This window comes from Paenibacillus sp. JT22N1 (assembly GCF_059692155.1).
Genome location: NZ_JCAUAW010000001.1, coordinates 649,289 through 668,623 on the forward strand (window position 1 = coordinate 649,289; position 19,335 = coordinate 668,623).

At 40.5% G+C, this 19,335-nt stretch carries 17 protein-coding genes and 1 pseudogene; 14 read left to right on the top strand and 4 right to left on the bottom strand.

The window, feature by feature from the left end:
- Positions 1-245 precede the first annotated feature (245 nt).
- The 6 genes from AC58UU_RS02855 (at position 246) to AC58UU_RS02880 (ending at position 8,485) form a co-directional block, all read left to right on the top strand.
- On the top strand, positions 246-1,463 hold the full coding sequence (locus AC58UU_RS02855; protein ID WP_497312778.1) for a LamG domain-containing protein: 1,218 nt from the start codon (positions 246-248) through the stop codon (positions 1,461-1,463).
- A 174-nt stretch (positions 1,464-1,637) separates the two neighbouring features.
- Complete coding sequence (locus AC58UU_RS02860) at positions 1,638-2,189, top strand: hypothetical protein (protein WP_497312780.1); 552 nt, start codon at positions 1,638-1,640, stop codon at positions 2,187-2,189.
- Between the two features lie 590 nt (positions 2,190-2,779).
- Entirely contained in the window at positions 2,780-3,778 is a 999-nt protein-coding gene (locus AC58UU_RS02865) for a substrate-binding domain-containing protein (RefSeq protein ID WP_497312782.1), read from the top strand.
- A 101-nt stretch (positions 3,779-3,879) separates the two neighbouring features.
- The gene (locus AC58UU_RS02870; RefSeq protein WP_497312783.1) at positions 3,880-5,436 is read left to right on the top strand and encodes a sugar ABC transporter ATP-binding protein; all 1,557 of its coding nucleotides are present in this window, start codon (positions 3,880-3,882) and stop codon (positions 5,434-5,436) included.
- An 8-nt stretch (positions 5,437-5,444) separates the two neighbouring features.
- Positions 5,445-6,410, top strand: coding sequence for an ABC transporter permease (locus tag AC58UU_RS02875; RefSeq protein WP_497313144.1), 966 nt, complete (start codon positions 5,445-5,447; stop codon positions 6,408-6,410).
- A gap of 17 nt (positions 6,411-6,427) precedes the next feature.
- A complete protein-coding gene (locus AC58UU_RS02880) occupies positions 6,428-8,485 on the top strand; it encodes a methyl-accepting chemotaxis protein (protein WP_497312785.1) in 2,058 nt (685 codons plus the stop codon).
- A 339-nt stretch (positions 8,486-8,824) separates the two neighbouring features.
- On the opposite strand, the gene AC58UU_RS02885 is transcribed toward AC58UU_RS02880, so the two are convergent.
- Positions 8,825-9,706 carry a helix-turn-helix domain-containing protein gene (locus tag AC58UU_RS02885; RefSeq protein ID WP_497312787.1) on the bottom strand — a complete coding sequence of 294 codons (882 nt, stop codon included), beginning with the start codon at positions 9,704-9,706 and terminating at the stop codon, positions 8,825-8,827.
- 331 nt (positions 9,707-10,037) lie between these two features.
- Between AC58UU_RS02885 and AC58UU_RS02890 the strand changes: the two genes are divergently transcribed.
- From AC58UU_RS02890 to AC58UU_RS02905, 4 genes are all read left to right on the top strand, one after another.
- On the top strand, positions 10,038-11,417 hold the full coding sequence (locus tag AC58UU_RS02890; protein ID WP_497312788.1) for an ABC transporter substrate-binding protein: 1,380 nt from the start codon (positions 10,038-10,040) through the stop codon (positions 11,415-11,417).
- A 68-nt stretch (positions 11,418-11,485) separates the two neighbouring features.
- Positions 11,486-12,367, top strand: coding sequence for a carbohydrate ABC transporter permease (locus AC58UU_RS02895; protein ID WP_497312790.1), 882 nt, complete (start codon positions 11,486-11,488; stop codon positions 12,365-12,367).
- Positions 12,368-12,383: 16 nt separating this feature from the next.
- Positions 12,384-13,229 carry a carbohydrate ABC transporter permease gene (locus AC58UU_RS02900; protein WP_497312792.1) on the top strand — a complete coding sequence of 282 codons (846 nt, stop codon included), beginning with the start codon at positions 12,384-12,386 and terminating at the stop codon, positions 13,227-13,229.
- Positions 13,230-13,268: 39 nt separating this feature from the next.
- Positions 13,269-14,768 carry a glycoside hydrolase family 32 protein gene (locus tag AC58UU_RS02905; RefSeq protein WP_497312794.1) on the top strand — a complete coding sequence of 500 codons (1,500 nt, stop codon included), beginning with the start codon at positions 13,269-13,271 and terminating at the stop codon, positions 14,766-14,768.
- Positions 14,769-14,843: 75 nt separating this feature from the next.
- Here AC58UU_RS02905 and AC58UU_RS02910 read toward each other — a convergent pair whose 3' ends face one another.
- On the bottom strand, positions 14,844-14,948 hold the full coding sequence (locus AC58UU_RS02910; RefSeq protein WP_497313146.1) for a helix-turn-helix domain-containing protein: 105 nt from the start codon (positions 14,946-14,948) through the stop codon (positions 14,844-14,846).
- A 225-nt stretch (positions 14,949-15,173) separates the two neighbouring features.
- Between AC58UU_RS02910 and AC58UU_RS02915 the strand changes: the two genes are divergently transcribed.
- The 3 genes and pseudogenes from AC58UU_RS02915 to AC58UU_RS02925 all read left to right on the top strand — a co-directional run.
- A complete protein-coding gene (locus AC58UU_RS02915) occupies positions 15,174-15,404 on the top strand; it encodes an ROK family protein (RefSeq protein ID WP_497313148.1) in 231 nt (76 codons plus the stop codon).
- 322 nt (positions 15,405-15,726) lie between these two features.
- Positions 15,727-17,070 (top strand): NosD domain-containing protein, encoded by a 1,344-nt coding sequence (locus AC58UU_RS02920; protein WP_497312796.1) that lies wholly within the window; start codon positions 15,727-15,729, stop codon positions 17,068-17,070.
- Between the two features lie 313 nt (positions 17,071-17,383).
- Positions 17,384-17,455, top strand: a pseudogene (locus tag AC58UU_RS02925) (RNA polymerase subunit sigma); the annotation flags it as partial.
- 167 nt (positions 17,456-17,622) lie between these two features.
- On the opposite strand, the gene AC58UU_RS02930 reads toward AC58UU_RS02925, so the two are convergent.
- Together AC58UU_RS02930 and AC58UU_RS02935 are read right to left on the bottom strand one after the other, a co-directional pair.
- On the bottom strand, positions 17,623-17,787 hold the full coding sequence (locus AC58UU_RS02930; protein ID WP_497312797.1) for a helix-turn-helix domain-containing protein: 165 nt from the start codon (positions 17,785-17,787) through the stop codon (positions 17,623-17,625).
- Complete coding sequence (locus AC58UU_RS02935; RefSeq protein WP_497313165.1) at positions 17,738-17,863, bottom strand: hypothetical protein; 126 nt, start codon at positions 17,861-17,863, stop codon at positions 17,738-17,740. The genes AC58UU_RS02930 and AC58UU_RS02935 overlap by 50 nt, the downstream gene beginning before the upstream one ends.
- Before the next feature lie 404 nt (positions 17,864-18,267).
- On the opposite strand from AC58UU_RS02935, the gene AC58UU_RS02940 reads away from it, so the two are divergent.
- On the top strand, positions 18,268-19,245 hold the full coding sequence (locus AC58UU_RS02940; protein WP_497312799.1) for a glycoside hydrolase family 43 protein: 978 nt from the start codon (positions 18,268-18,270) through the stop codon (positions 19,243-19,245).
- The last annotated feature ends 90 nt before the right edge of the window (positions 19,246-19,335 follow it).

Consider the following 19,335-nt stretch of genomic DNA (forward strand, 5'->3'; position numbering starts at 1 on the left):
ACAACAATCCACTCTTTTAGGGAGTGCGAGGCAAATCGACAACATGACAACATGTGGCAACGTTACGGGAACAGACTTATTCTTGTATCATTCGGAGCCAAAGGTTGTTTTTTTCGTGTTTGCCACTTGCCATCAATAATCTGTTAAGGGGGTGATATCATGTCGTGAATGAAATAGCTTGTGGAGAGAAGGTGAAATAATGAATTGCTGTACTAACAATCAGAAAATATAAGGAGAGCTGATACATGAAAATTAAATGGCTACATTTGCGGGTCCTGTTTTTCACAATGGTTATTTTTACTTCAAGTATAGTCATTAATTCCCCGGTTTCAAAAGCGGTTTCAAGCGTTGTCGCTCAATGGAGCTTCAATGAAGGGACGGGGAATGTGACGAAGGAGCAAATTTCCCAGATAAATGATCCGATCCATTATTTTAAACCTGCACCTGCTATTCCGGAATGGAAAACAGATGGCATTAGCAGTAGCGCTCTGCTTTTTGACGGCTATTCAACATGGGTATCGCATCCTGCCATTTCCATTCCACAGAGCAAAATAAGCGTTGAAACCTGGGTTGCTCCGCGGGCTTATACATGGGGTGATGATTTCAAGCTAGATGCTATTGTCAATCAGCAATCCAAAAGCGCAAATCAAGGGTTTTTATTAGGTATGTATCGTTATGGGACATGGTCCTTCCAATTCGGTTCGAACGGTACCTGGTACGATGTATGGTCCTATGAGTCCTTGCCTAAATTCGAATGGTCCCATATCGTAGCTACTTATGACAGCGCTTACGATAGTACGGGAGGGTTGGCTGTGCTTTACTTGAACGGCAAGCAGGTAGCTTCGAAAAGAACGCCACTCAATACGTTGATTACTTCATCCGCGAACAATTTGTTGATTGGGACTAATAACGAAAGTACATACGGCGCTAGTCCATCCTTGTTTCCGTATCATACATTTAACGGACTAATTGATGAGTTGAAAATTTATAACGGCGCTTTGACAGCAACTGAAGTCCAAAATTCGTACAACTCGTATTTGACCAACCTTGGTAGCAACTTGCCAACACCCGATTTGTCTTTTGATCGGAGCGTTTATAACGGGGATAATTACCGACCGACCTACCATGCCATTGCGCCCCAGCATTGGATGAATGAGCCACATGCACACTTTTTTTTTAACGGGCAATATCATTTGTTCTACCAATTTAATCAGCAAGGGCCTTACTGGCACAATATGCATTGGGGCCATTGGGTCAGCATGGATATGGTGCATTGGAGGGATCTTCCCCCTGCGCTCGCGCCTTCACTTTTCCAAGTTGATCCGGACGGCGATTGGACGGGCAGTTCGGTTATCGATGACAGTGGGAATCCAGCGCTGTTTTTCACGGCGGGTAACGATGCGATCTTGTACCAATATAAGCTGAAGCATCCCAGTTACTTACTGTATATCCCTCGTTGTTAAGTCCCGTTTCTTTGAACAATATAGCGTTGTCGGAAGCTCGAACAAGAACAACGTACAAGTTATTAATGTCTTGCCCTCCCCCTACGCGAAGGTTGATTAATCCGTTCCCTCCAAGCACAAAGCTTACGGATCTCATCGCACCAACTCGATCATCGCCTCCATTATTGAATTAGAGTGGTCGATAATTCGACAGGAGGTTTTGGTCATATCAATCTCGATGCCGTGAATGTTCCTGTTCAACCCGGTTCTCTGATAGGCCAGTTGGCGAACCACGATTTTGAATTCGGCAACTTAAGCGGTTGGAACGTGACAAACGGCAATGCATTCACCGACGGCGACGTGAGCTCCGCATCGACTTTTTGGAATCCGCCGCAATCTTTCAACAAACAAGGTACGTATCACTATTGGGGCTTCAATAATGGAGATGATGGTCGGGTCGGCTCGATGCAATCCACCAATTTTGTGCTTGGAGGGGACGGACAGATCGACCTTCTCGTAGGGGGAGGGCAAGACTTGAATAACTTGTACGTTGCTCTTGTCCGGGCTTCCGACAACGCTATCTTATTCAAAGAAACTGGACTAAATAATGAGGCGTATACTCGAAAGAATTGGGATGCATCCGCATATATAGGAACGACATGCTACATTAAGATGGTCGACAATGCGATGGGTGGCTTTGGCCATATCAATGTTGATGATGTGAATGTTCCAATTAGAATCCCTTAAATGATTTTGATCAAGACCGTCTGACTCTATTCCGATAGAAGCAAACAAGACTTAAAGACTTAGCCTGATTCCATATCATGCTAGGTCTTTTTTACCACATAAGAAAGTATAAGTTTTCGGTTCCCGAAAACCGCTTTCTTATTGGCGATAAAACCTACCTCTAAACGCGATCGCTCATCTTTGAATGGCCTCGATAGAGGTTTTCTCATATCTGAACGAAGATAATAGAAAATTTTCAACAGTTGCGAGAAAATTTTCTATTATTTTTTGTATTTATCACAGGTATGATGAAGACACAGAAAACAACCATCCACTCTTTTAGGGAGGTGAGGTTTCTTTTAGGTAAGTGATTAGTGTCAATCATGCTTGACTTCATTTGGGGGATTTGGTTGTATCCAAAAAAAAGGAGGGAGAAAAGAACATGCTAAAGAGTTTTACAATTGGTTATTTGTGTCGCTAAACGTGATAGACAATTGGACTCTAAAACATGTTCATAGAAAAACCAATTACACTTTAATTATCACATATCTTCCTATTGTTCGCCAAACCTATTTAATAAAAAAAATATAATAATTCGGAGGAATTTGAATATGAAAAACATGAAAATGATCTTATTGCTTTTTGTTGTATTTGCACTTTCGGCTTGTGGTAAAGCAGCGGAAACCAAACCCGCAGCAGCAACTGGGGCGCCAGCGGAAACAGCTAAAGCTGCTAAAGCAGCAGATCCGACACCCGGAAAAAAAGTAGTTATCGGTTTGACCGTGCAAAACTTAAGCAATCCTTTCTTCGTAGCGATGTCCAAAGGTGCAGCTGAAGCTGCTAAGAAACATGGTGGTGAAGTAATCGCAGTTAGCGCAGAAGATAATTTGGCTACACAAACCGCTCAAATCGAAGATTTTATTACCAAAAAAGTAAGTATGATTATTCTAAGTTCCGTAGATACCAAAGGTATTGCAGCAGCAGTCGGTCAAGCTAAAGCAGCTGGTATCCCAATCATTTCTGTTGATACTATTTCTGAAGGAGGCGTTAATGCGAGTGTAACTTCTGATAACGTTCAAGCAGGAAGAATAGCAGGTGAATACTTGGTTAAACGGTTGAATGGAAAAGGAAATATTGCCGTATTAGATGGTCCTCCAGTATCCGCTGTAACAGATCGTATTGCAGGATTTAAGGAGGCGATCAAAGCATCTCCGGGAATTAAGATAGTTGCTAATCAAAACGGTAACGGTAATCGTGAAACATCGCTTGCTAAGATGGAGACCATCTTACAAGCAAACGGTAAAGGACAAATCGACGCCGTATTTGCTATTAATGATCCAACAGGTATTGGCGCCAAAATTGCTGCAGAGCAAGCTGGTCGCGACAAGGAAATGTTTATCGTTGGTGTGGATGGATCTCCGGATGCAGTGACGACACTTAAAGAAAACAAAAGCTATGTTGGGAGCTCAGCACAAAATCCATTTAATATGATTACAATTGCGGTTGAAACGGCATTTAAAGTTCTTGCTGATGAAAAAGTGGAACCATTAATTAAACTTCCAACTGACTTCATTACGACAGAAAACGTTAAAGACTATAAAGGCTGGTAGTTTTATTCTTGCGATGTGGTTACTCTCTACCCGGGTGTCACATCGTATTCATTCAATCGTCAATAAATGATATTTATTATTAAATTGGTTGGAGTGAGAATATGGAAGCTGTGCAAGCGGAAATTGAAAAAAACAGTTCCTCTGAATCGTCGTCACAAGTGTTAAGCATGCGAGCGATTTACAAGTCTTTCTCAGGGGTTACCGTATTAAAAAACATAAATATCGATCTGCATAAAGGTGAAGTACATGCTTTAATGGGAGAGAACGGTGCCGGCAAGTCAACACTTATGAAGATTATGGCAGGGATATATCGTCCAGATAAAGGCGAAATATTGTATCGAGGCAAATTGATTACATGGCATAATGCCATGGAAGCGCGCGAGAAAGGCATTAGTGTCATTCATCAAGAGCTGAATCTATCCCCGAATATAACCATAGGTGAAAACGTATTAATGGGAACCAAATTCCCGAAAAATAAGTTCGGTATGGTGGACTGGAAGAAAGTTCACGAACGAGCCCATTCGCTATTAAAATCAATCGGATCTGATTTAGATCCTAGATCATATGTCTCAACCTTAAGTGTTGCCCAACAACAAATGGTGGAAATCGCGAGAGCCCTATCTATAGAAGCAGAAGTTCTAGTGATGGATGAACCAACTGCTTCGTTAACACATAAAGAAATAGATAAGCTGTTTATTATTATTAATGAACTAAAACAAAAAGGTGTTGCGATTGTTTACATTTCACATCGTATGGATGAAATTTTCGGAATTTCTGATCGTTGTACCATTTTGCGTGATGGAGAGTGGATTACAACGATTCCTATCGCCGAAACCAATCCAGAGCATCTGGTTAAGACAATGGTTGGCCGTGAATTAAACGATTTATTTCAAAAACCGCCTTCACATACGAGCTGGATTAAAGATAAAACGCCGGTTTTAGAGGTTAAAGGTTTATCTGATAACAAAAATGTAAAGGATATTTCGCTAGAGGTGCATTCAGGAGAAATTGTTGGGATTTCAGGATTGGTAGGGGCTGGAAGAACAGAATTAGTCAGAGCGATCTTTGGTTTATCGGACATATCATCAGGTGAAATTCTGATTAACGGTCAACCAGTGAGAATCTCTTCTCCTGAGGATGCTATACGATATGGTATTGCTCATGTTCCGGAAAGTCGTAAGGAACAGGGATTATTCCTGAATATGTCTGTCAAAGAAAATATTATGATGGCTGAAATGTATAAATATCGAAAGGCGGCCCTCTTAGATTGGTCGCAAATAAGCAATGAAGCTGACAGGTATATAAGAGAATTAGGCATTAAAACGGCAAACAAAGAACAAAAGGTGGTCAGCTTAAGCGGAGGAAATCAGCAAAAAGCGCTGCTTGCACGTTGGTTATCCATCCAGCCTAAAGTGCTTTTGTTAGATGAACCGACAAGAGGTGTCGACATTGGCGCCAAAACTGAAATTCATAAAGTTATTTGTAAATTAGCCAAAAACGGTCTTGCTGTGTTAGTTATTTCCTCTGAGCTGCCAGAAATATTAGCGCTGAGTGATCGTATACTTGTTATGCATGAGGGTAAATTACGGGCAAACCTACAACGCGAAGACGCGACGCAAGAAAAAATCATGTATTATGCAACGGGGGAGATCAAATGAGCACTGCAATGGAAGCAATCGTTAATAAAAAACATAATGTTGGATTATCCATGAGAAAAATTTGGAATCAACTAGGCATGTTAATTGTGTTAGTTGCTATTTGTATCATACTCGCCATTTTTGCACCTAATTTCACGGATACGGGGAATATTCTCAATATATTAAAACAATCATCCGTTAACGGAATTCTTGCGGCGGGTATGACATTAGTTATTCTGACTGGCGGGATTGATTTATCTGTGGGATCTACGATCGCACTTTCGGGCGTTATTTCCGTCATGCTTTCAAAACAAGGAATTAACCCTATTATTGCCATGTTCGCTGGGATTGCGGTGGGATATGCAGCAGGCTGGATCAATGGTTTTCTAACTGCAAGAACCAAACTTCCATCCTTTATTGTTACATTAGGCAGTATGACTTATATAAGAGGCGCTGCTTTTGTGATTAGCGGGGGATTACCTACCATACTGGCTTCGGAACCGTTTAAGTTTATTGGATCAGGGAAGATACTATCGGTTCCAACCCCCATATACATTATGCTCAGTGTGTATATTGTTATGTTTATCGTACTTAAATACACGATGTTTGGCAGACATATTTATGCGATTGGGGGAAATGAAGAGGCAGCGAGATTAACAGGTATTAAGGTTGAAAAGACATTAATTAATGTGTATGCCATTAGTGGTTTATGTGCGGGATTAGCTGGTGTAGTTCTTGCAGGGCGTTTAATTTCCGGTCAGCCGAATGCTGGAAGCATGGCCGAGCTTGATGCTATTGCTGCCGTTGTTCTCGGAGGCACGAGCCTAGCAGGGGGAATTGGGCGAATTCAGATGACTATTATTGGTGTGTTAATCTTAGGCGTAATTAGAAATGGGTTGACACTTTTAAATGTTAGCTTCTTTTGGCAAACCGTTATTACAGGTGTTGTTATCGTACTTGCGGTACTTTTGGATCGTCTCCGCAGCGATAAGTAAGAGGAAGGGCTGTTAATATGGTGATATTTCGTTTCAAAAGATTACGTACCCGCACACTAGTCACGATTCTACCATGGTTAATTTTATCCATGTTTATGTTGTCTGCGTTAAGTTACAACTACTCTAAAAATATCATCAATGCAGAAATTCAAGATAAAATGGAATATCAATTAAATGCAACGATCAACAATATGCAAACCATATTAACAGCACACAGTAAAATACCTGAAAGCTTAGCACGCACGATTGAACCTGTAGGTGACAAGATTGATAAGGGTAAATATTTTCAAATTATTCAAGGTTTGTTGTCCACAAACCCGGATACCTTTGGAGTTGGAATATGGTATGAGCCCTATCAATATAAAAACTATTTGCAATATTACAGTTCCTATGCTTATCGGGATAACGGTCGCATTTTATTTTCCAATGATTATGATACGAAGGAATATAACTATCCTGAAAAAGATTGGTATCTGCTTGGTAAAAACACAAAAGAAACCATGGTATGGACGGATCCATTTTTTGATAAAACATCGGGCGCTATGATTTTAACAACGGCGGTTCCCTTTTATAATAACAATAAATTTCAAGGGGTAGTTACAGCCAACATCAATTTGACTAGCTTGCAGCAGAAGATTTCAGACATTCATGTTGGAAAAAGTGGATGGGCATTTTTGTTGGATCGTAATGGGAACTTTATTGCTAATAAAGATAACCAGAACTCCACCAATCATCAAATCATGGATGACTTTAATGTCAGTTTGGCGCAAATTGGCCAACATATACTGTCGAATAACAAAGGAAATGCCATTTTTAGCGACGATAGAGGTTCCAATACCGTGTATTTTCAGACAGTTCCGGATACATCTTGGAAACTGGCAATCGTCATATCGCAGGAGGAGCTTTATCAGAAGCTAAACGATTATTTTATCATCTCGCTTATGATTATCATTGTGTTGATATGTTTTCTTATCATGGTGATTTATTTCTACAGTTTATATATTACTAATAACATTAAGAGAGTAAATGTTTTTTCTCAATCGATGTCAAGCGGAGATTTAACACAGACTATACCTGTAAGAACGGTCGATGAATTTGGACAAATGGGCACAAATCTAAATACAATGGCAAGTAACTTGAAGTCCATTTTATTACAAGTATCTGCAAGTGCGAAAAGCGTATCTGAAACTTCTGTTCTTTTATCTGGTAATGCAGAACAATCCGCGAAAGCAACAGAAGAAATTGCACAATCGATTCAAGAAGTAGCGAGTGGTACGCATACACAACTTTCATTAACGGATGAAGCTGTTGAAGAAACAACAGACATGTTTGTGAATATCAAAAAAATTACGCAACGAATTGAACTTGCAAGCCAATCAGCAAAGGATGCGCTGCAAACGGCCATTGAAGGGAAAGCGGATATTGTGGAAGCAATAAATCAGATCAATTTGATTTCAAGAAACTCTCTCGATTCGGTTGGGATAGTCCGACAGTTAGAAGATAAGTCCAGAAGGATCAATCATATTATGACCCTACTATCCACTATCGCCAAGCAAACGAAAATGCTTGCTTTAAATGCAGGTATTATTGCCGCCGAAGCTGGATCAAATGGAAAAACATTTTCGGTGATTTCTCGTGAAATTCGCCTTCTTGCTGAAAATTCTAGTAAATCAAATAGTGAGATCGAAACATTAATAACAGAGATCCAGGAGGATATCTCGCAAGTAGTGAAAGCGATGGAAAATGGAGATTCATCAATTCAAGAAGGGAAGCTGCTTACGAAAAATGCTGGAGATTCCTTCACTACGATTCTTAACTTAGTCGATGGGGTATCTGGGCAAGCGGGCGAAATGACCAATGAGATTAGAATGATTCAAATGAATATGCATAAAATGGTTGAAAACATGGAGGTAGTCTCTAATCTCTACGGAAGTTCAGCAAGTTCAACCAATCACATCTCGGCAACGACAGAGGAACAGACAGCGGCAATCCAAGAAGTTGCTTCTTATTCCAACGAATTAGCCCATATGGCTAAGGTCTTACAGCAATCTGTAGCTTCATTTAAACTCAAGTGATTTGTAAATCGGATGTGATTAAGCGATACATAGACTAATTGACTTTACGTGATAATAGTAACATCAGGTGGTCTGCTTTCAGCTGATAGGCAATTTGGGGAAATCTCAAATAACCTAGGAATAGCTATTCAGACCTTCTTTTGTCATTAGATGTAAGCGTTTACATTAATAATGGGTTGGGATGCGGCATACTGCGAAGAAAACAGATCTACCAGCTGGATAGGTTATTTCCTTTATTCTAAGAGATATCGTAGGCACTTCCCCTCACAAGGGGTCAGTTCAGCACCTACTCCCAACCCGTTGCAATATCGTAGGTGGTAATGCCGTGAGGACATGTAATTATGAGCGAGATGGTTTCTTTTTCCGATAAAAAGAAGGATTAACGCCTTCTATTTTTTTGAACGCTTTACTGAAAGAATGAATATCCGGAAATCCGATAAGTTCCGCAATTCGTTTTAAAGGTTCATCAGTGAATTGGATCATCTCTCTTGCTTTTTCTATTCTCATTAATTGGTGATAGTGGATAGGACTCATTCCAAATGTTTGATTAAACAGGGTGATCAAATAGTACTTGCTGATTCCAGATATTTTGGCAAGTTCATCTAAAGTCACCCTTTGACCAATGTTATGCTTTAAGAAAATTCTGACTTGCTCCAACTCATTGATATTGGAAAATAAGTGAGGATTTCTGTTCCAATAGTTTTCGCGCAATAATGCGGTGAATAATTGAATAAATAATCCCTTAATATTTAATTCATAAAATGGCAGCTTCATTTGAAATTCTCTTATAATTTCATAAAGTAATTTTTCTATAGCTAAATGATACCGCAACCGTATATGACTAGCTAGAGGAATAGTTAATCTGTCAATCTCGTCGCTTCGGAACCACTTCATTTCATCGTTCGTCATATTTTCTAATGTTTTAAAAGAAACTTTAACATCGGGACTATCTTCTTGATAGAACAAATCAAAATGCAAATGGGGCTGTCGAACTAAATCAGTTCCAATTTTACTAATCGAATGCCTTTGTTTGGGGCGAAAGAAAAATATGTCACCTGGTTCTCCAAAATAAACATCATCCTCTACAGTAACTTTTAATCTGCCTTCTTTGAGATAAAGGATTTCATAGTCAAATAATACCCTTTCCTCCAAAAACCAAGGAAATGAGACGTAGCTATCCATAGCAATTCGTAAATAAGGAGACAGATTGTGTAAGTTCAAGTATTAACCTCCAACCAAAATATTTGACAAATTAATCAAAATTTAAGCCAACGACAATGTTTCATTATTAGTATATCATTGGTTTTGTGGAAAAGAAAACGTTTAACTGAGAAAAGAAAACGTTTTCTGAGAAAATCAAACGGTTTTCGAGAAACACAATTTTTGATAATCTTTTCTATTTACTTGGGGGGATTCCTGGTTTGAGGGTATTGGAAAGCATAATGACAAAACAAATGAAAATGATGGAGGAACTTACTATGAACGCTTGACAACCTAATAGTCCTTTAGGGGGACTGCCATTTGTTAAATAATAATGAGGGGGTAACTTTTTATGAAATTAAAAGGTAAATTATTATCTGGTGTTCTTGTACTATGCATGTCTTTTTCAGCGATTTTGGTTGGATGTTCTAGTAATGAACAGAACCCTGAAAGCTCTGCGTCCAATAAAGGACAACAAACTTCTGAGAAAGGAGCATCTGGCTCGTCGGATAAATCCATCACGGTTCTGGTTGAGGGCGGAAGTCCGGCGAACACGGTCGCTACCCAAACGGCGGAAGAATTTAAGCAAAAGACTGGCTATGAAGTGAATATTGAAACGGTTCCCTACATCGGTGTCTATGACAAATTGAATGTAGAAATGAAAGCTAACTCAGGAGCATACGATGTTGCCACGATCGATATCTTGTGGTTTCCTGCTTTGGCAAAAAACTTGGTAGCTATGGATGACTTAATGACGGATGAGGTCAAAAATGATTTTGTACCTAATGTAGTCGATGGCGGTAAAGTGAACGGTAAAATTTTGGGCATGCCGGTTTGGACGAACTCAAAAATTTTATTGTATCGAACCGATTTGTTTAATGATCCGAAGGAACAAGATGCATTTAAGGCTAAATATGGATATGATTTGAAGCCGCCTACGAATTGGCAGCAATACAGGGATGTCGCCAAGTTCTTTACTCGTGATACGAATAATGATGGGGCAACTGATCTATATGGTACAGGCGTATTAGGAATGAATAACGGGGATTCAGTTGCCAGTTGGTTGGATCATGCCGCGCAAGCAGGAGCCAAACCGTTGGTTGTGGGCAAAGATAATAAAGCCTTAGTCAACTCGGCACCATATGTAAAAGCTCTGGAATTTGAAACAAAGATTTTACGTGAAGATAAGTCTGCGCCAGAAGGTGCACTAAACATGGCGTCTTCTGAAATTTCTGAAATGTTTTGGAATGGAAAAATGGCTATGATGCTTGAGTGGGCTCATTTCTTTGTCCCTTCTAACGATCCAGCCAAATCGAAAGTAGCGGGGAAAGTGGGGGCGGCGCCAATGATTGCCGGAGAATCCGGGGTAGGGGTTGTACCAGGACCTTGGTATCAAGTGATCCCGAGCACTTCCAAAAAACAAGATATCGCAAAACAATACGTGAAATTTATTTATGAAAAAAATGAATTGTTTATGAAAGCATTAGGAGTGGCTGCACGAAAATCGGTCTTTGACAAATACGGCCAAAAACCTGAATATGCACACCTGAAAGCGCTTGAAACTACACTGGCTGCCAGTCAAACACAGAATCGTCCAATATTGCCCCATTGGAACGAAATCGAAAATGAAGCATTAGTCATTGCAATTCAAGTAGCTCTCGCCGGAAAGGAAACGCCGCAAGAAGCATTAAACAGAGCTGCAGCAAAAATTAATGAGATACAAGGGAAATAAATGGAAAAGGGGGCTCAGGTTCGAGCCCCTTTTTAACCGAATTTAATTCACGCAGAAGGATGATGGTTATGTCCCTAAGAGATCAGAAGCTTTCTTTCCTATTTTTTCTTCCGGCTTTCGTCTTCATGATCTTGTTTTTTGTTTACCCAATGATATTGCTCTTTAAAGATAGTTTTTTTGACGATGAAGATCCTTCAAAATTTATTGGTCTTCGGCATTATTCTCACGCTTTAACTTCGGACACATTCTACCAATCCTTAAACAATACAATTGTGTATGTGATAGGGGCAGTTGCAATTGAGTTAATATTGGGCATGTTTCTTGCACTTCTGCTAAGTACAGGGTTTAAAGGCGCCAATATCATTCGTACTTTGCTTTTGAGTCCGTTAATGATTTCTCCTTTGGTTTGCGGTTTAATATGGAAATTTATGCTGAACGACCAATTTGGTATTTTAAATGTCATTATTTACAAAATGGGTTTGATCAAGAACCCACAAAGTATTTTGTGGTTATCTGACAGCAAGTTCGCGTTATTGTCCTGTATGATTGCCGATGTATGGCTTACAACGCCATTTATGATGTTGATATTATTAGCGGGCATACAAGGTATACCTGAAAGTTTATATGAAGCTGCCCGCATTGACGGAGCAAATAAGTTTCAGAACTTCTTGCATATCACACTGCCAAGTTTAAAACCCGTCATTGTAGTTGCAGTTGTCATACGTATGATTGATGCAGCTAAATCATTTGATATTATTTGGGTTATGACACAAGGTGGTCCTAGCGGATCCTCTTCGTTAGTAAGTACATTAATTTATAAATCGGTGGCCAGATACAATCAAGAAGGATATGCAAGCGCAATGGCTGTAATCTTTATGATTATCTTGCTGGCAATCTGTTCATTCTTTTTTAAACAATTCTGGAACCCAAATAAGAAAGCGGTTCGATAGGAAGGAGATCAGCAAGATGGTTATTACCATGAGTAAACAAAAATCTAGAGTTGCCGGTTTATTTGTATTCGTCATCTCATGTATTTTTTTGATTGTTACTTTATTTCCATATGCGTACCTTGTGTTATCTTCACTTAAACCGCCAAGGGAAGTGATTTCCACAAACCCTACGTTGTTGCCTTCTGTTTTTACTTTAGCCAATTATAATGCCTTGTTTCATCAACTGGCAATCGGCAAATATTTTGTTAACAGTCTTATAACTGCAATGTCAGGTACACTATTGAGTGTTTTTCTGGGTTCATTAGCTGCTTATGGCTTAACCAGATTTGCATCAAAGTTAGGGAATTTATTTCTACTTTTTACTTTGGGTGTTCGTATGACGCCTCTGATTAGTGTTGCAATACCGATGTATCGTATTATTGGGCAATTAGGTTTAATGGATACAAAATTAGCATTAGTTTTAGTCTATACCAGCATAAACATTCCCTTTGTTATCTGGATGATGATTGGTTTTTTTGACAATTTGCCAAAAGAGCTTGATGAATCTGCGCGTGTCGACGGATGCGGGATGTTTGGAACTTTTATGCGTATTATCTTACCGATCTCGCTGCCTGGAATCGCAACTACCTCAATTTTTAGCTTTATGCTTTCCTGGAATGATTTCTTGTTCGCATTACTTTTAACAAGCACTTCAGCCAGAACGGTGCCAGTAGGAATTTCAGAGTTTTTAACAGCTTACGGTTTGGATCTAGGCCCCATGACGGCTGCGGCAACCATATTTAGCGTGCCTGTCATGCTGTTTTCGTTTGTAATGCAAAAATACATTGTTCGCGGAATGACAATGGGTGCTGTTAAAGAATAGAGAATTTGAATGATGAAATAAAGAGTGGAGGAAATATTGATGCAATATGATCACCATACGTTCCATAATCTCATGTTAGGTAAAGCAGAACAATCGGCTGCAACTATAAAGGACCATGTGGGTAAAGACCCTATGCGCTTAAAGTTTCATTTTATGCCTCCCGCCTATTGGATGAACGATCCTAACGGGCTTATATACTATCAAGGAGAATATCATATGTTTTACCAGTTTCACCCCTATTCAGCCGAGTGGGGTCCGATGCATTGGGGCCATGCAAAAAGTAAAGATTTGGTTCACTGGGAACACCTTCCTATTGCACTTGCGCCAAGTGAAGTCTATGATCTTGACCAAAAAGGCGGATGTTTTTCCGGAAGCGCCGTCGATGACAACGGGATATTGACTTTGATCTACACCGGCACGACTATAAAGGAAGGGCGTGTCATTCAATCCCAATGTATAGCTTCCAGTACCGATAGCGTGACATTTCAAAAATATGTAGGAAATCCGGTTATCTCTGTTCCTCCAGAAGGGAGTTCCTCTGATTTCAGGGATCCGAAAGTATGGAAACACGAAGATAAATGGTATATGGTCGTAGGTTCAAGTAAAGATGGAAAAGGAAGAGCTTTGCTTTATCGCTCGAATGACCTGTATGTATGGGAGTATGTAAGTGTATTGGCTGAGAGTGACGGTACGATGGGTACGATGTGGGAATGTCCAGATATTTTTCAGCTTGGCGATCGTTATGTACTAATGTTCTCCCCAATGGGAATGGGTGAAAAAAAAGCGAGTTATTTAACTGGTTCATTAGATTATAGTAGTGGGAAATTTACTTGGGATTATTGTGGAGAAGTGGATTGCGGGTTCGAGTACTATGCTCCTCAATCCTTCCTTGATGATAATGGAAGACGAATTATTATAGGTTGGTTGAACGCTTGGGATTGGATGCCGTGGTTTAAGTCGTTCGGTCCGACAAAAGCAAACTATTGGTGCGGGGCCATGTCTCTTCCGAGAACGGTTGAATTGGATACAGGCGGACGTTTGAAGTTTCTTCCGGTTGAACAATTGCAAACTTTGCGTAAAGAGCATTACGTAGTAGAGAATGTGTTGGTTGAGGAAGGACGAAGACCCGTTCCCAAAGAAATGAATGGCGATTGTTTGGAGATCATGGTGAAGTTTTCATTGGAAGATTGCGATGCGGAAGAATTCGGATTGCGATTGAGATGTTCTGAAGACGGTAAAGAAACCTTGATATCCTACGATGTCAACTCCAAGGTACTCCGGTTTGATAGATCCCGTTCAGATTCGTTTAGTGAAGGCGTACGAACGTGCACGCTCGAGACAACGGCTAATGGTTTGGTAGCATTGCAAATTTTTGTTGATACTACATGTATAGAAATCTATGCAAATGAAGGGCGCTCCGTGATGTCAAACAATATCTATCCTGATCCAGCGAGTACGGGGATTGATATTTTTTGCCGTGGAGGAAAGGTTAAAATGCTTTCATTAAACGTTTGGAAACTCGAATCGATTTGGCGGTGATCCTAAGTAGTATGATGTGTATGGAATTCTTCTGATCCCAATGTGAGACAGCTTTTATGGGATGTTAGCGAACACCTAACTTTTTCTACGGTAGAAGGATGGGGTTGTTCCTTCTACCATTTTAAAAAATCTGCTGCTGAATGCATGAATGCTTGGAAAGCCCATCTTCTCGGCGATAATGGTAAGCGGGTCGGTGGTAAATTGGATCAAATGGCGTGCTGCATGCACACGCATGGTATTGAATCGGACTCATACTAAACGCTTTTTGAAAGAGACGAACCAAGTAATGTTTGCTAATTTAGATGGCCGTGTAATCTTTGTGGAAACTGGTTACAGCCGGATTTAATAAAGCTGCAAGCCGAAGGCGTTCAAACCCGGATTTTCGTCTGCTTCGAACGGCCATTGATGCACCGAAGAAAAATACTTACACATTTGGGCGGCGGCGTTATGCAACAGAAGCAACTGCTTCCGATGATACGAACCGAGGTGCAGAGAAATTTAAACGGATACGTTAGTGCGGAAGCCATTCTTACGAATATCGATAAATACATCGTTCCTCCGGGATTAGGGGATAATGCCGGACTGTGCGGGGCGTTGGCGCTTGGTTTGAAGGCGTTGAAAACATCTAACGAATAAACCGAATGGCCTATTGTTTCTGTGAAAGTAAGAAAATCGCCTCATCCTGCCTTCTTGGCAAGGATATTAGCGATCTTTTTGACCATATAAGGATTTATAACTTTCCGAGTCTACGGAATCGACCAATAAACCGAAACGTTCTTCAAAGGATAGTTCATTCATTCGTGGATCTTGAAGCTGCCGTAAGTAAGCGTCGGCTAGGCCCTGCAAGCGCAGTTTGCGTAGGCAGGAAAAGCACGAATTCGTAAGGCTTTACTTCCAGCTATATCAAGGAAAAAGTAGTTTATGAACAAACACACTAAATTGATAGGAGAATTTATTTATGGCTAGTAAAAATTATTACGACGTAACAGAGTGGCCTGTCGGTAATCCGTATGAGGATATTGGTGAGGTAATCAATAGCATTATAGCAGATATTAAAAGTAGGCAAACGGACACTGATGTGAATAAAGGCGGAAAGCCGGGTGCGGTTATCTATATTCCACCGGGAGATTATCATCTTGGCAGTCAAGTAGTTATAGACATCAGTTATCTTAAAATTATGGGTTCTGGACACGGGTTTACATCTTCGAGTATTCGTTTTAATACTTCTGAGAATGAATGGGCGGATTTGCATGAATTGTGGCCGGGAGGAAGTCGCATACTCGTAGATATTCCCCTAGAAGTAAATGACGAGGAATATAAAGGAGCTGCATTTTATGTTGAACGAAGTGGAAATCCCCGAATAAGTTCGGTAGAGTTTTCTGACTTTTGTATTGATGGTTTGCATTTTATTGAAGATGGTTCAGGAGAAACAAATCCGGAAAACACATACACTAACGGGAAAACGGGTATTTATGTTGCAAGTGCTTGTGACTCATTTCGGATTACAGGCATGGGGTTTGTGTATTTAGAGCATGGAATTACTATTTATCATGCAGATGCACTGACTATACATGATAATTTCATAGCTGAATGTGGTAACTGTATAGAACTACGAGGTTGGGGACAGGCTTCAAAAATAACCGATAACTTGATAGGAGCCGGTTTTAAAGGATATTCAATTTACGCTCAAAATTTTGGTGGACTTTTGATTACAACGAATAATGTTTTTCCACGAGGTGCGAGCAGTGTCTATTTTGATGGTGTGACACGTTCCAGTATCACAAATAATAGACTTCATTCATTTTATCCAGGAATGGTGGTATTCAGGGAAAATTGTTCGGAAAACTTGGTTTCTTCAAATCACTTTTTACGTGACCATGAACCTTGGACCCCTTTTCTGGGAATAGACAATGGTTTAGATGATTTGTATGGTCTCCTATATATCAGTGGCAATAATAATTCTGTAATTGCTAATCACTTTTCTGAAGGAATTAATACTCAGAACATCAAGCCGGTAGGTGCAACACCTGTAATCATACGTATTGTTTCGGGTAATGGAAATTATATTTCTAATAATCATGTTGTTGCCACGGAGGTTCATGCCAAGATAAGTGATTCTTGTTTCTCTGCGCAAGTAGACGCTTTGTTGACTACCGAAGCATCAGAGCCGCTTACCGTAACAACAGTAATGGTAGAAAAAGAATCGCTTCAAAATACGATTCTTGATTCGGGAAGTGATGCACAGGTTGTTATGGACAAGATTGTAAATGCATTCAGAGCCACTCCAACGCCAGGAGCATAAATAATATATTCAACTATGTTTTTGTGTAGTTTTTGTTCCAAAGTTTCAATTGCAAGTCGGACACTTGAATTATTTCGTTTGTCATTTAATTTTTGGGGTGCTTCCTAGCGATGGAAGTGCCTCTTTTTATAGTGGTTCCCATATTTGGATAAATGCCAATAAAGTAGACAGAAAAAAGGAATGTTTCTTTAGGAAGACTGCCAGAAAATGTCAAGTTAAACCTTCGAACAGATTGCATGATGAAGAAAATCTGATTAAGTTCAAAGTAGGTGAAATGTTTTGTGAGCAAAAAGGGTGGACCTTTATGGTAATAAGCGATGTGTCGCGGATTGAGAAGCGGGCGCTCATGAAGTTGTATCATGAGTTTTATAAGGCGAAGCGGTGAGGATCAGGAATCGCATATTTCATTTATTATGAGATCAAGTAATTACTATGAATTATTAACGTATAACGTATTCGTGTTGAAACGGAGCTGTGTAAACCTTGTAGACAGCTCCTTTTTTTATTATGATCACTTTCAGAGCAAGATTTTAAAGCTAAGGGAAACATTCACTATTTCATTTGAAGACGGTAGGCTCTTGGCGTTAATCCCGTCAGCTTTTTAAAAGTTTGATAAAAATGGCGCATTCCTTGGAAGCCGCAGGCTAGCGCTATAGTTTCGACGTTGTCATCCGTCGATAGAAGCAACCTCTTTGGCTCGGATAAGTCGTTTAGCATTCACATAGTCGGTCACATCCATTCCTGTCAGTTGCTTAAAGACGCGGGAGAAGTGGCTGTTTTCCGCTTTCGACATTAATCGGATCCGAGGACAGCATGAACAATCAAATTTAAATGGCGGATTAAAAGCTGGTCCAACGGAAGCCAAATCACATACATGTGAACTAATATTAAAAGAGCAGCGCCTCCTTGTCGGATGGTAATTAACTGACAATGAGGTGCTATTTTATGCAAGTTGTTCTAAAACGTTATCCCGCATCTTTATTAAAGGGGGGATAGATCTTTAATCTATTTATTTTGTAATCGCATACAAGGTCTCATAATAAAGGTGTAAGAGAAAATCAAATCTATAAGGAGAAGCAAAAATGGGGGGGGCACGAAAAAGAAGTTGTGAGGATCCATGTCGCTTGCATCAGCCGCATGTTAACCAACCAAAAAGTAAATGAACAACCATAATAAATAAAATAGAGGAGCGCAAGTATGTACAATCTACCGAAACCTCATCACCCGCTTGTCACCCATATCTTTACTGCCGATCCTTCGGCGCACGTATTTGAGGGGAAAATTTTCATCTACCCGTCACACGATCTCGATCATGACGGCACTGATAATGACAATGGGGATCAATATGCAATGGAAGATTATCATGTTCTATCCATGGATGGCTTCGAGTCCCCCGTTATCGACCACGGCCAGGTCCTTCATCTAAAAGATATTCCCTGGGCTTCCAAACAACTCTGGGCTCCTGATGCTGCTTTTAAGGCCGGCACCTATTTCTTGTACTTTCCTGCCCGGGATCATGATGGGATTTTTCGAATCGGTGTGGCGACCAGCTCATCGCCGGCCGGTCCTTTTCTTCCTCAACCGTCTTATATCGAGGAAAGCTTCAGTATCGACCCAGCCGTGCTTGTTGATGACGACAATCGGGCTTACATTTATTTCGGCGGTCTTTGGGGTGGCCAATTGGAAAAATGGCAGACCAGTACTTTCGAGCCGGAAGCGGTGGGGCCGGCGGCGGAGGCGCCTGCGATAGGTCCTCGGGTCGCTCTGCTGAGCGAGGACATGCTGTCATTTCAAACCGCTCCATTAGAAATTTCGATTGTTGACGAAAACGGCGGCCCGATTCTCTCTGGAGACGAGGATAGGCGCTATTTTGAAGGACCGTGGGTACACAAATATAACGGCTGGTACTACTTGTCCTACTCCACGGGCACCACCCATAAATTAGTATACGCCGTCAGCCGGAATCCGTTGGGACCGTATACCTTCAAGGGCACGATCTTAACTCCGGTTATCGGCTGGACAACTCATCACTCCATTGTCCAGTTCGAAGACAAATGGTACTTATTTTACCACGACAGTTCTTTATCCGAAGGCGTTAACCACAAGCGTTGCGTCAAATATACGGAGTTATACTATAACGAAGATGGTACGATTCGGGCGATCGCTCCTTATTAACGAAAAAAAATTTGGCCTTGGCTCTTAAAAACTGCGGGCGGGACATCCTGTTCTCCGCCTGCAATTGGGGAGCCGACAACGTATACCAAT